This is a genomic window from Sutcliffiella sp. NPDC057660, assembly GCF_042800035.1.
Classification (GTDB): Bacteria; Bacillota; Bacilli; order Bacillales; family Bacillaceae_I; genus Sutcliffiella_A.
The window spans coordinates 273367-287064 of the sequence record NZ_JBHVHV010000002.1; the positions used below are offsets into that span (position 1 = coordinate 273367).

The 13698-nt window shown below is 44.2% G+C and carries 12 protein-coding genes; 2 read left to right on the forward strand and 10 right to left on the reverse strand.

Annotated features, from left to right (window positions below; translation table 11 throughout):
• The 9 genes from dnaJ to gpr all read right to left on the reverse strand — a co-directional run bounded on the left by dnaJ (position 1) and on the right by gpr (position 11349).
• Positions 1-1137, reverse strand: a complete 1137-nt coding sequence (dnaJ, locus tag ACFVAD_RS03090) for a molecular chaperone DnaJ (protein ID WP_386635964.1) — start codon at positions 1135-1137, stop codon at positions 1-3.
• A gap of 384 nt (positions 1138-1521) precedes the next feature.
• Positions 1522-3354, reverse strand: coding sequence for a molecular chaperone DnaK (gene dnaK, locus ACFVAD_RS03095; protein ID WP_386635967.1), 1833 nt, complete (start codon positions 3352-3354; stop codon positions 1522-1524).
• Between the two features lie 48 nt (positions 3355-3402).
• A complete protein-coding gene (gene grpE, locus ACFVAD_RS03100; protein WP_386635969.1) occupies positions 3403-3954 on the reverse strand; it encodes a nucleotide exchange factor GrpE in 552 nt (183 codons plus the stop codon).
• Positions 3955-4051: 97 nt separating this feature from the next.
• Positions 4052-5083 (reverse strand): heat-inducible transcriptional repressor HrcA, encoded by a 1032-nt coding sequence (gene hrcA, locus ACFVAD_RS03105; RefSeq protein ID WP_386635971.1) that lies wholly within the window; start codon positions 5081-5083, stop codon positions 4052-4054.
• An 81-nt stretch (positions 5084-5164) separates the two neighbouring features.
• On the reverse strand, positions 5165-6304 hold the full coding sequence (gene hemW, locus ACFVAD_RS03110; RefSeq protein WP_386635973.1) for a radical SAM family heme chaperone HemW: 1140 nt from the start codon (positions 6302-6304) through the stop codon (positions 5165-5167).
• A 105-nt stretch (positions 6305-6409) separates the two neighbouring features.
• Entirely contained in the window at positions 6410-8245 is a 1836-nt protein-coding gene (gene lepA, locus ACFVAD_RS03115; protein WP_386635976.1) for a translation elongation factor 4, read from the reverse strand.
• A 305-nt stretch (positions 8246-8550) separates the two neighbouring features.
• A complete protein-coding gene (locus ACFVAD_RS03120; RefSeq protein ID WP_386635978.1) occupies positions 8551-8901 on the reverse strand; it encodes a DUF3679 domain-containing protein in 351 nt (116 codons plus the stop codon).
• Between the two features lie 25 nt (positions 8902-8926).
• A complete protein-coding gene (gene spoIIP / locus ACFVAD_RS03125) occupies positions 8927-10114 on the reverse strand; it encodes a stage II sporulation protein P (RefSeq protein ID WP_386635981.1) in 1188 nt (395 codons plus the stop codon).
• Positions 10115-10185: 71 nt separating this feature from the next.
• Positions 10186-11349 (reverse strand): GPR endopeptidase, encoded by a 1164-nt coding sequence (gpr, locus tag ACFVAD_RS03130; RefSeq protein ID WP_386635983.1) that lies wholly within the window; start codon positions 11347-11349, stop codon positions 10186-10188.
• Positions 11350-11610: 261 nt separating this feature from the next.
• Here gpr and rpsT point away from each other — a divergent pair, with 261 nt between their 5' ends.
• The gene (gene rpsT, locus ACFVAD_RS03135; protein ID WP_010196181.1) at positions 11611-11877 is read left to right on the forward strand and encodes a 30S ribosomal protein S20; all 267 of its coding nucleotides are present in this window, start codon (positions 11611-11613) and stop codon (positions 11875-11877) included.
• A gap of 297 nt (positions 11878-12174) precedes the next feature.
• Here the strand turns inward: rpsT and holA are convergent, their stop codons facing one another.
• On the reverse strand, positions 12175-13200 hold the full coding sequence (holA, locus tag ACFVAD_RS03140; protein ID WP_386635986.1) for a DNA polymerase III subunit delta: 1026 nt from the start codon (positions 13198-13200) through the stop codon (positions 12175-12177).
• Positions 13201-13535: 335 nt separating this feature from the next.
• Here holA and ACFVAD_RS03145 point away from each other — a divergent pair, with 335 nt between their 5' ends.
• Positions 13536-13670, forward strand: coding sequence for a YqzM family protein (locus ACFVAD_RS03145; protein ID WP_204415950.1), 135 nt, complete (start codon positions 13536-13538; stop codon positions 13668-13670).
• Positions 13671-13698 lie beyond the last annotated feature (28 nt).

The following is a 13698-nucleotide window of genomic DNA, read 5'->3' on the forward strand; positions in this document are numbered from 1 at the left end:
TTATTCTCCCTTAAGCACTCGTTTCACTTTTGCAAAAAAGCCATCTTCATTTTCGTCCGGAGATTGGCCGCTGATTTCAGCAAACTCACGCATCAGCTGTTTTTGCTTTTCTGTAAGTTTTGTAGGAGTAACAACTCGAATCTTTATATGCTGATCGCCTTGTCCGTATCCACGTACATTAGCAATTCCTTTTCCTTTTAAGCGGAAATTCGTACCCGTCTGTGTACCGGCAGGAACTTTCAATTTCACTTTTCCGTGTAGTGTCGGCACCTCTACTTCATCACCAAGTGCAGCTTGTGCAAACGTAATCGGCATTTCGCAGTAAACATCATCTCCATCACGTTCGAAAAATTCATGATTGCGAACATGGAATACAATGTATAGGTCACCAGCAGGTCCACCGTTCACGCCGGCTTCCCCTTTGCCCGCTACACGCAGCTGCTGTCCATCATCGATACCCGCAGGAATTTTCACATGGATGGTATTGCGTTTTTTTACACGGCCTGCACCATGGCAATTTGAACATTTATGAGGAATCGATTTTCCTGTTCCTTTACACACCGAACATGTGCGGCGGTTGACAATACGTCCAAATGGAGTGTTCTGCTCGACACTCTCCTGACCTGTACCACGGCAATTTGAACATGTTTCCACTTTCGTTCCAGGCTTCGCGCCTGTTCCGGAACATGTGTCACAGGATTCCTCCACCGGTATTTCTATGTCGGTTTCCTTTCCGAACGCCGCTTCCTCAAAGTTAAGCGTCATGGTGTATTGAAGATCAGATCCCTGTCTAGGAGCATTCGGATCACGGCGTCTTCTGCCGCCACCTTGACCTCCAAAGAATGTTTCAAAAATATCTTCAAACCCGAAGCCGCCACCGAAATCGGAGCCTCCGCCGAATCCGCCGAATCCCTGGTTAGGGTCTGTATGGCCGAATTGGTCATAGTGCGCTCTCTTCTGATCATCACTTAATACTTCATAGGCTTCCTTGATTTCCTTGAATTTATCTGCTGCATCCGCCTCTTTGTTGATGTCTGGATGGTATTGTTTTGATAATTTGCGGTATGCCTTTTTCAGTTCATCTTTCGACGCGCTTTTACTGACGCCAAGTACTTCATAGTAATCGCGTTTACTCATTAAATACCCACTCCCGATCTATTCACATAAAGGTTATTGTATCACTTTCGAACCTTAAAAAGCAATAAAAGGTTAGACCTTTCCGTCCCTTTTCCTTCACCATTTTTGTGATTTCTTTTTACATGAAAAAGAAAGTCAAAGCCTAGGCTTCGACTTTCTTCTTAATATGTTTTGTCTCTGTTAAACACCCCTGTTGGTTTCCGTTCCAGGCGTTCGCTTATCCATGGCGGCCTCGGGAGCCTCCTCGGCGCTATGCGCCTGCGGGGTCTCCCTTGACACGCTGCTCCCGCAGGAGTCTCACGCCTTGCACTACAACCAACAGGGGGAATCAAAAATTCAACATTGAGAACATAAACAATGTTTCAAAAGTCCGGAGACTTAAGCTTATTTCTTGTCGTCGTTAACTTCTTCGTATTCTGCGTCCACAACGTTGTCGTCCTGGTTTGCAGATCCGCCTTCCGCGCCTTCTGCAGCTTGCTGTGCTTGTGCAGCCTGCTCATAAAGCTTCATGGAAAGCTGTTGTACGATTTCCTGAAGTGCATCTTTCTTTGTGCGAATTTCCGCTAAATCGTTTTTCTCGAATGCAGCTTTCAATTCTTCCTTCGCATCTTCAGCTTTTTTCACTTCTGCTTCTTCCACTTTACCTTCTACTTCTTTCAGTGTTTTTTCAGTAGTGAATACCAGTTGGTCCGCTTCGTTGCGAAGTTCCACTTCTTCCTTGCGTTGCTTATCTGCATCCGCATTTTCTTCCGCTTCTCTTACCATGCGCTGGATCTCATCCTCGGATAGACCGGAAGAAGATTTGATTGTGATTGTTTGCTCTTTGTTTGTGCCTAGGTCTTTCGCACGAACGTTTACGATACCATTTTTATCGATATCAAATGATACTTCGATTTGTGGTACACCACGTGGTGCTGGCGGGATGTCCGTCAATTGGAAACGACCTAGTGTTTTGTTGTCGTTTGCCATCGGGCGCTCCCCTTGAAGCACATGGATATCTACTGCAGTTTGGCTGTCAGCAGCTGTTGAGAATACTTGGGACTTACTTGTTGGAATTGTTGTGTTTCTTTCGATAAGCTTCGTGAATACTCCGCCCATTGTTTCAATTCCTAAAGAAAGTGGTGTTACGTCTAGAAGTACAACGTCTTTAACATCACCAGTCAATACTCCACCTTGGATTGCAGCACCTAGTGCAACAACCTCATCCGGGTTAACACCTTTGTGCGGATCTTTTCCAGTTTCTTTCTTGATTGCATCTTGTACTGCAGGAATACGAGTAGATCCACCTACAAGAATTACTTTATCAAGCTCAGAAGCGGAGATGCCGGCGTCTTGTAGCGCTTGGCGAACAGGACCCATAGTACGTTCCACTAGAGAGGAAGTAATATCGTCAAATTTCGCACGGGATAAGCTCACTTCCAAGTGAAGTGGTCCAGCTTCTCCAGCCGTGATGAATGGTAGGGAGATTTGCGTGCTTGTTACTCCGGAAAGATCTTTTTTCGCTTTTTCAGCAGCATCTTTCAGACGTTGCAACGCCATTTTATCTTTGGAAAGGTCAATGCCGTTTTCTTTTTTGAATTCTGCAACAAGATAGTCGATGATCACTTGGTCAAAGTCATCTCCACCAAGACGGTTGTCACCAGCTGTAGAGCGTACTTCGAACACCCCGTCTCCAAGTTCAAGTACAGAAACGTCGAACGTTCCGCCACCAAGGTCATATACCAGGATAGTCTGATCTTCGTCCATTTTATCTAATCCATATGCCAATGCAGCTGCAGTCGGCTCGTTGATGATACGTTCCACTTCCAAGCCCGCAATTTTACCGGCATCTTTTGTCGCTTGACGCTCAGCATCGTTGAAGTAAGCAGGAACAGTGATAACCGCTTTTGTAACTGTTTCCCCTAAATACTCTTCTGCATAGCCTTTTAAGTGTTGAAGGATGATAGCGGAAACCTCTTGTGGAGAGTACTCTTTCCCTTCCACTTCCACTTTATAGTCTGTCCCCATGTGACGTTTGATGGACATGATCGTGTTAGGGTTTGTGATGGATTGACGCTTTGCCACTTCCCCTACTTGACGCTCCCCATTTTTGAATGCTACAACGGATGGAGTTGTTCTGTTGCCTTCCGGATTTGGAATTACTTTCGGCTCGCCGCCTTCAAGGACAGCAACGCATGAGTTTGTTGTACCTAAGTCAATACCGATAATTTTACTCATCTTGTTTTCCTCCTAATGCTTATATGTAGTTAAACTATTTCAGTTGATTTATTGCTTTACTTTCACCATGGATGGGCGAATGATGCGGTCTTTCAGTTTGTATCCTTTTTGGAACTCTTCTAGGACTGTATTGGATTCGCCTTCGCCTTCCTCCACCTGCATCACTGCCTGGTGTAGATGCGGATCGAATTCCTGGCCTACAGAATAAATAGCTTCAAGGCCTTCATTCTTTAATGCTTCCATCAACTGGCGGTGCACCATTTCCATGCCTTGCAAGAATGTTTTTGTTTTTTCATCCTCAGCTTCCACTTTAAGCGCTCGCTCAAAATTATCCAAAGCAGGAAGTATATCTGTAACAAGATTTTGCGCGCGATATTTTTGCGCAGCCTCCTGGTCAAGTCTTGTTCGACGGCGGAAGTTATCGAAGTCAGCCTGCAGGCGAAGATAACGGTTTTCTGATTCTTCAAGCTTAGCTTCAAGCTCTTCAATCTTCTGCTGCTCAGGTGATACCTCTTCTTGTACAGCTTCTGCAGCTTCCTCGTTCTCTTCTACAGTCACTTCTTCATTTTCAACAGTTGCTTGTTCGTTCTTTTCTACCAATGGTTTCACCTCCTCTAAAGTGTATGGCTCTTTTATTGAAATACGATCGTTAGAAGAGTGTGGCACTTTCAACACCCCTCTAACAATATTTCCATGGTCAGTCCTTTTGATACAGCTTGGAGACGACCAGGGAAAGGTCGGAGCTGACAAGCTGAAGGAGACTGATCACGCGCGAATACTCCATACGTGTAGGTCCAAGTAATGCTATCGTTCCCAATTGTTCCGGACCGATGGAATAGGTTGCGGAAATGATACTGCAGCCTTCCATACCCGGAATGTTGTTTTCGCTGCCGATCTTCACGTGAATGCCTGCCTCTTTCGCCCGAATGTGCTGAGACAGGTCCTTCCCTTGATCGATCAAAAGCATCAGGGAACGGATCTTATTGATATCGTTGAACTCGGGCTGCGTGAGCATATTGGTCTTTCCACCAAAAAATACCCGGTCCTTCTCTTCCATGTACAGAGTGGTACTTAACGATTGCAGGATATTTTCATAATTTCCTATATGAGAGCGCAGGAGAGTGGCCACCTCTTTGTAAAGTTTGTTGATAAGCTCGGATAAAGGGACCCCGACCAGACGCTCGTTTAAAATGTTCACCATTTTTTGAATGTCAGATGCATCCATATTGGCTGGAAATGTTATCATGCGGTTTTCTACATGCCCTGTATCCGTTACAATAATCGCAACTGCCTGCTCATGGTTTATCGGGATGATCTGCAAATTCTTCAGCTTATGATCCCTGACACCAGGTCCAAGGACAATGGATGTATATTTTGTCAGATCGGAAAGTATCTGCGCCGATTTCTGCACGATCTTTTCCATTTCATAGATCTGCTCCCTGAAGATGGATTTTATCTCAAACACATCCTGCTTTGTCAGCCTTTCAGGAGAAAGCAAGTGGTCCACATAATAGCGATACCCTTTTTCTGATGGAACCCTACCTGAAGAGGTATGCGTTTTTTCGATAAAACCCAGTTCCTCCAAATCCGCCATTTCATTTCTGATCGTGGCCGAACTGAAGGATATTTCATCTTTTTTGGAAAGCGTCCTTGAGCCCACAGGTTGTGCAGAACGGATGAAGTCGTCAATAATTACTTGCAACACCAACAACTGTCGTTCTGTAAGCACTCAGCATCACCTCTGTTAGCACTCCTATAAGTCGAGTGCTAATTCTATAAATAAATTACCAAATACCCATTCACATGTCAATCAGATCGCACCAATAAATGCTTGAAAAACTTCATTGCCAAGAAATTTCCCTTTTCTGGTCAGGCGGATATAGTCGCCTTGTATTTCCAGCAGCCCTTTTTTGATGTTTTCATCAATTGGTTCTTTCAGTAACTGAAGTGGATCAGCACCAAATTTTTGTTCAAATCCGAAGATGGATACTCCCTGTATTTTTCGTAATCCAAGGAACATCTCCTCTTCTATCATTTCTTCCCGGGTCACAGTATGCTCTTCTTTAAAGGCGAGCCCCGTTTCCGAAATGGCAGCCATATACTTCTTTAACGGTCCATGATTGGCACGGCGCACTCCTTCTACATACCCATGCGCTCCTGCGCCTATTCCGTAATAGGATGCATTGTCCCAATACGTAATATTGTGTCTGCTCTCATATCCTTTTTTTGCAAAATTGGATATTTCATACTGATGATAGCCGTGCCTTTCCATTTCATTCATTAGCACATCATACATCTGTACCTCTTCCTCCTCGGTGGGAAGGGGAAGTTTTCCTTTGTTCATCAGATTATAAAAGACCGTCTTCGGTTCAATGATCAGGGAGTAGGCTGAGTAATGCTCCATATCAAGCGAGAATGCTGTCCGGAGTGTGTCCTGAAAATCCTCCACCGTCTGGTCAGGCAAGCTGTATATCAAATCCACGCTGATATTGTCAAAACCGGCACTGCGCGCGTGCTCGATCGATTTGAATACATCCTCTTTCCGGTGCGTGCGGCCGATTCGTTTTAAAAGCTCATCGTTAAAGCTTTGGACTCCGAAGCTAAGGCGATTTACCCCCCCTTCTTTCAAAAGGCGAAGCTTCTCTAGAGAAAGATCTCCAGGGTTTGCTTCAAACGTATACTCCATATCCTGCGTCACGGGGAAATTTCGCTGAACGGACTGCAGCAAGTATGCCAACTGCTTTTCATTTAATGCCGTCGGAGTTCCGCCACCAACAAAAATCGTCTCGAGATGATCGGCGGGAAACCGCTCCAATGTATGTTTCATTTCCATATCCATAAACTGCAGATATTCATCCACCGGCTGATTTTTCAGAAAGATTTTATTGAAATCACAGTAATGGCAGATATGATGACAGAATGGTATATGGAGATATGCTGATTTAATCATAAAAATCACACTTCCCTTAATATGTCCCTGCAATATAGCACAGGCAATTCTTTTATGAAAAAATACCGCAGTAGGTCTGCGGTATTTTTCGGCTATTACTATATGTTACTTTTTCTTCGCAGAATCGTCCATTTTCAGAACCGCCATGAAGGCTTCCTGCGGCACTTCCACAGAACCAACCTGCTTCATGCGTTTTTTACCTTCTTTTTGCTTATCCAAAAGCTTACGTTTACGGGAAATGTCTCCACCGTAACATTTTGCCAATACGTTTTTACCCATGGACTTTATCGTCGATCTGGCAATGATCTTTTGACCGACTGCCGCTTGGATCGGAACCTCGAACTGTTGTCTCGGGATCAGCTCTTTTAGTTTCTCCACGATTATTTTCCCTCTGTCATAGGCAGAATCCCTATGCACGATGAAGGAAAGTGCATCGACTTTTTCTCCATTTAGAAGAATATCCATTTTCGATAAAGCGGAAGGCTTGTACCCGATCAGTTCATAATCAAAGGAAGCATAGCCCTTTGTATTCGATTTTAACTGGTCAAAGAAATCATATACGATTTCCGCCAAAGGAATTTCATAAACGATACTCACTCGAATATCATCCAAATACTGCATATCAATAAAATTCCCGCGCTTGTCCTGGCAAAGCTCCATAACCGCTCCAACATATTCATTCGGAACCATGATTGTTGCTTTGACATAAGGCTCCTCGACGCGATCGATCGTTTGCGGGTCAGGAAAATTGGACGGGTTATCAACATTGAACGAGTCTCCATTTGTTAAATGCACCTGATAGATAACGGATGGAGCTGTCGTAATCAAGTCGATATTAAACTCACGCTCAATACGTTCCTGAATGATTTCCATATGAAGCAATCCAAGGAATCCACAACGGAAACCAAAGCCCAGCGCCTGTGAAGTCTCTGGCTCATATTGAAGCGCTGAATCATTCAGCTCCAGCTTTTCCAATGCATCACGAAGATCATTGAACTTCGCGGAGTCAATTGGATAAAGTCCGCAATATACCATCGGGTTCAATTTACGGTACCCTGGAAGAGGCTCTGTTGCACCATTCTTTGCGCTAGTAATGGTGTCACCCACTCGAGTGTCACCTACGTTCTTGATGGCAGCTGTCAAGAACCCAACATCGCCGACCGTCAATTCATCAAGCATCAACGCTTTTGGAGTAAATACACCAACTTCATTGACCTCAAACTCCTTGCCGGTTGCCATCATTCTGATTTTGTCGCCAACCTTGACGGTTCCGTTCACGACGCGAATGTACGCAACTACTCCACGATATGGATCGAATAAGCTGTCAAAGATAAGAGCTTGCAATGGCGCATCGGGATCACCCTGCGGCGCTGGAATCTTTGCCACCGCTTGCTCAAGGATATCCTCAATCCCTATGCCAGCTTTTGCACTTGCCAAAACGGCATCCGATGCATCCAATCCGATTACATCTTCGATTTCCTGGCGAACGCGCTCCGGCTCTGCACTCGGCAAGTCAATTTTATTGATGACCGGCATGATTTCAAGATTGTTATCCAATGCCAAATAAACGTTAGCAAGCGTCTGGGCTTCAATCCCCTGCGCTGCATCCACAACTAAAATGGCTCCTTCACAGGCAGCCAAGCTTCGAGAAACTTCATATGTAAAATCCACATGTCCCGGAGTGTCAATCAGATGGAAAATGTATTGCTCTCCATCCTTCGCTTTATATTTTAACTGCACGGCATTTAATTTAATGGTAATTCCACGCTCACGCTCAAGATCCATCGAATCCAAAAGCTGATTCTTCATTTCCCTTTGCGCCAAAGCGGATGTTTTTTCCAAAATACGATCGGCCAGGGTCGATTTACCATGGTCAATATGGGCGATAATGGAAAAGTTTCTGATTTTTTCTTGTCTTTTTAAACGTTCTTCTCTGTTCATCTCGTTCACTCCTACACTTTCGGCAACGTACACTATTTCTGATTATAACAATAGCGTGGGGAAGATTCAATGGTAATCGGTGAAGGGGGAATTCGCAGGAAGAAGAGGCATGAGATCTTCCTATCGGACTTTTTTTCCGGTCAATCGGACTTTTTTGGAGTTCTATTGAACTTTTTTCCAGGTCTATCGAACTTTTTTCGGTTTCTATTGAACTTTTTTTCAGTTCTATTGAATTTTTACCTATTATTGGAATTTGGATGAGAGACAATGAACCAAAAAAACGGCCCTGCATAGGACCGTCCATTCTACTCACTGACCTGCTCTTCGATGTTATCCGATGCGTCCTTCAACAGCCCTGACATTAGGCTACTCACTCCGTCCGCCAGCTTCTTTCCCATAGAGGAGAAAAAATTGAACGCCTTGATTCCTTCCAGTTTTTCCTGCTTTTCCTTGATATCCTGTGAAGTAATTTCGTTTCCGAGGAATGTGCCATTGTAACCCTCAGTGGTCTCGACGACGTGAAACGCCATGCCATCAGAAGGATCATCATAGCCCTTCATCTTGCGCATGCCCTCATTGGCCTGCTGCATGCCCAAAAGCACTCCAAGAAACAAAACCATTGTAATGAGTCCACTCATGAACAAAAATCTTTTCATCGCACTTTCAGCTCCTTCTTATCCTTTATTGGCGTTCTCCCTCTGGCGTACCATCCACTTTTTCAGCATCCCAATAGATTTCACTGAATACATCCGCAAATATTTCGAGTGTTCTGTTCATCTCTTCAAAAGTATTGTCAACTCCGCCGACTTCTATAAGCAGGGAGTTTGGTGAGAGGTCCTGGTTGTAGAGCCCATTACGTGTTTCTACAACTTTAGGGGCAAATAAACCTTTGCTGAGACCTGGATACTTCTCATTTAATTTCTGATGTATCTTGTTCGCTATTGCTTGATTCTTTTCAAAATTAGGGTTTTTCTTTCCGATTACAAAATATAATTTTGCAAATGATTCACCATTTATTTCGATTGTTGTAGCTGCTCTACGCCCCGAATCCCGATGGATATCTATCAAATAGTTGAGATGCTGATTACTTGCAATCGCTTCTTGCACGATGGGACGTGTAATGTCATAGGACTGTCCGTAAGTCCAATTCTTTTGCTTCAATCCCAAGGCTGTATCTGTTGTATCGATATCAGTCCCGATTCCTCTATCAATCAGTTCTTGTTGAAGTTTTTCACCGAGTTGTGTGACGTTCACTTCCGGATGACTGGCATGATTCGGATTGGTCACACCCTTCAAATATGGGAGAAACGATTCACGTGAATGGGAATGGTAGATGAAGACCGTTCGCTTATCACCAGTAGTTTGAGCAGGAGGTGGAGTGGAGTCATTTTCCTCTTCCACTTCCACGACTGAAGCCTCCCTTTCAGCTAAAAGCACTTCCATCGGTGGTGAAGATTCCATCGGCATATTCGAATAGTTTACCCCTTCACCAGCCACGAGAATTTCACCATCAAAATGTACGAATCCCGGTATTTCATTTCGAATCAAACTCCTCGGGTCATCCAGATTTATGCTGGTTGTCAGCTCAAACAGCGCAGACCCATAATTCGGCTTCTTCGCCTCCTCCGACAGACCCTGTGTAAAATACGCATTGGTATACCCCAAAATATATAAAAGAGATTCTCCGTTCAGTCTTTTGGAAAATTCATTGATAGAGCTCGAGGTGACTCTATATTCCGGTTTAAGTGATGTCATTACACCGGATACCGCAAATACGAGTATGAATCCCAAGATCACTGCTACGATTGCTTTTTTCAAGCTTGTCCCATTAACTGTTACGACGACGTTTGACGAGCGGTAGCCCTTCATGCTTTCACCCTTTCTATGCTAATTGCTACTATGTGTATGCATTAGCGGGAAAGAGTAGAACAAGCTGTCGATTAATGGGTATAGGCCCCTACATTATCCTGGCCCACATGTGCATGCAAGGCGGCATTCAGTCCCTCTGCAATGACATTTGCCATATCACCGATAAAATCATCCACTTCTTTTGGAGTAACCATCAGATTATGGCCAAGTGGAGAGAGCACTTCGTGAATCAATCTTCTTTTTTCTTCATCCGGTAACGTCCCGACAAGACCCAGGAAGTTTTGACGATGCTCATCTGCAGGGAGATCCTCTTCTGTCAGCTTCCTTTTTTCACCGAAGCTCATACCGGCAGGCACCAATGATCTGGAAGGATTATCGCCTTCACGCATTTCTCTTCCAAAATGTTTTAAAATGAAATCAATTGTATCGCTTGCCACAGATACCGCATCGACAACAGTAGGAATGCCAATTGCGATAACCGGGATTCCAAGTGTTTCAAAACTCAGTTCTTTTCTTTTGTTGCCGACTCCTGATCCTGGATGAATGCCTGTATCGGAAATCTGGATTGTTGCATTTACTCGTTCAATGGAGCGGGCAGCCAGTGCATCGATGGCAATGACAAAGTCCGGTTTTGTTTTTTCCACTACCCCGACGATGATGTCACTCGTTTCGATCCCGGTTAACCCCATCACTCCCGGTGTCAGCGCACTTACCGGGCGAAAGCCGTCTTGAACCGATTCCGGCTGAAGGGTGAAAAGGTGTTTTGTAATGAGCAGGTTCTCGCAAGTAAGCGGCCCGAGCGCATCCGGCGTCACATTTTTGTTTCCAAGTCCAACGACGAGACAACTGGCATCCTTTGATATTTTCATTCCATCCAAAAATGCACTGAATTCTTTTGCAAAGACTTTTTCCACCTTCTGCTGCAAATCAGTGTCCTGTTGACGGATCGCCGTTGTCTCCAAGGTCAAATAATTACCGGCTTTTTTTCCTGTCATTTCTGCACCTTTTTCAGAGATGGTTACGGTTGTTATGTTGATTCCGTCAGTCTGGCGTTCTTTAACCACCACCCCTTCGATCGCAGTGGAAGGCTGAGCACCCTTTTGTGCGGTTGTGCTTCCTCCCGTTTGAGAGGTGGTGGATTCCCTTTCCTGTTTCTCGAGCGCCATCTGGTTTGCTTCAATTGCCAAATCTGTTCTTACGCTATATTGACTTAAATCCAATGGTTGATTATTCATAAGGACCTCCAGCATTGCCAAATTTTAGTTTTATTTTTACCTTTTCCCCGCTTTTCATGCATTGATATTCCCTGAGGTTGAATCGCTTTCCATCGACATTTGAACATTATGTTTCAGCGAAGAAACCACTTTCAAGAAAATTACCTTGACTCCCTATTGCATAATCATCATGGATTTGATAGAATATCACTTGTTCTCATAAGTATAGAAATGTCGAGTTTTATATAATCTCGATCGTCGAATTGTATGGAGGTGAAAGATATGCCAAACATTAAATCTGCTATCAAACGTGTAAAAACTAACGATGTACGTCGTGCTCATAACGCTACTATTAAGTCTTCTATGCGTACTGCTGTGAAGAAAGTAGAAGCTTTTGTTGCCAACAACGATGTTGAAGGTGCAAAAACTGCTTACTTAGAAGCTGCGAAGCGTTTAGACAAAGCTGCTCAAAACGGTATCATCCACAAGAATGCAGCAAACCGTCAAAAATCTCGCCTAGCGAAAAAAGTAAACGGCGCTACTGCCTAATGAAAGACGATCCACTTGGGTCGTTTTTTATTTTTCCTTTTTTCTCCAGTGAAGACACCAGTGCCTGGCCCCTCCATCCACTAACCAACCTCTTTCTCCCCCAAACAAAAAAGAGGGGCCTGGCACTAATAAGTACCATCCCCCACAACACCGATCCAAACAACAAAAACAAAACACAACATCCACCCCTCCACCCACCACACAACCTCTCTCTCCTCAAAACAAAAAAAAGAGGGGCCAGGCACTGATAAGTACCATCCCCCTCCTAATCCAATTCGAAGTCAAACAACCCTAAAACTATTTCACCGGTGCCAGCTTCAGCAACAGCATTTCGATTGCCAGTTGCTTGTCCACTTTCCCGCTCTTCATTTCATAATCAGCTTCCGCTAGGTCCTGCATCATACTCATCAGTTCATTTCGTGAAAAGTAGCGGCTTTGTTGCGCTGCCAGCTTCACTCTGTATGGATGCACCCGGAGAATGCCCGCCATTTTCTGTTGGCTGTAGCCTTGTTCACTCAGATCCTTCACCTGATATAACAGCCTGAACTGTGTGGAGATCAGGGCGTGTAACTTGATCGGCTCTTCATTGTTACGGATCAATTCGTAGAAGATTGCCAGTGCCTCATCAATTTTACGATGCACCATTTTCTCGATCAGTTCAAAAATGGTATGCTCAATCGATTTGGCTGCCAGAAGCTTCACTGTCTCCACTGTGATTGTCTGTTCAGCCGCGCCTATATACATCGCCATTTTGTTGATTTCCTGTGCCAATACGGAAAGGTTCACCCCCGCAATTTTCAGCAGTTCCTCCGCTGCATCGTCGGCAAGCACAGCCCCGTTATGCTCCGCCCTCTCCTTCATCCAGGCCATCAGTTCCCTTTCGCCGAGAGGTTGTCCTTCAATGACCTCCGCTAAAGATTTCAACTGCTTCACTATTTTCTTGCGCTCGTCCAGCTTTTCGTAAGGCGCATGAATCACAAGAATGGTGTAAGGTGCTGCCTGCTGTATGTATGACAAAAACCGGTCCGTATTGTGCTCCACCTTACTTTTGCTTTTTTCCCCTGTAAGAAAGAATGGGTTGGTGAGCACCACCACTCTCCGCTCACCCATAAACGGCAGGGTTTCCGCATCTTCTATCGCGATATCCACCGGTTGCTCTTCCATATCATAATAGGACAAATTGAAGTCATGTTCCTCCGGTTCAAGGGCATGATTGATAATGCTGTCCCGCACTTCTTTTAATAAAAAACCTTCTGTACCTAATAATAAGTAGATAGGCGCAAAATGTTTTGCTTTAATTTTTTTCAATGCTTCAAATCCCATAAGATTGCTCCCGTCAGTTTTCGTTCACTATTCTATCGTACATGAGGAAGCGAGGTGCTGACAAGCATAGAAAAGGCAAACAGAAAAAACGTCCATAAAAGTCAAAGGAGATTAGTTTCGACTGTAAAAACTAATCCCCATTTTATATGAACGTCAACGTAGCGAGCCCCAGGTAACTCACTAGTTGACGATTGACCCCTCGGGTGTAATACTATGTTCTCCCGTTATTTCCGAACTATTTGTGACAACTCTTGTCAAAGGTGGAAAACCATATTTGTTAGGTAGATTTTTTTTAGTGAATAGCTTATACTAATGAATGATAAGGAGGGATACTTATGAACGAATTTGAAAAAAGCGTCCAAAGTAAACGTAACGATGCAGTTGATTCTGGTGTCGGTTTTGTCGTATCCTTCGGCTTTTTCGCAACGATTTTTCTAATGGGCACCCTTATACAGTACCTAGGATCTTAATTACGGTTTTATACATACCGTAGTGATT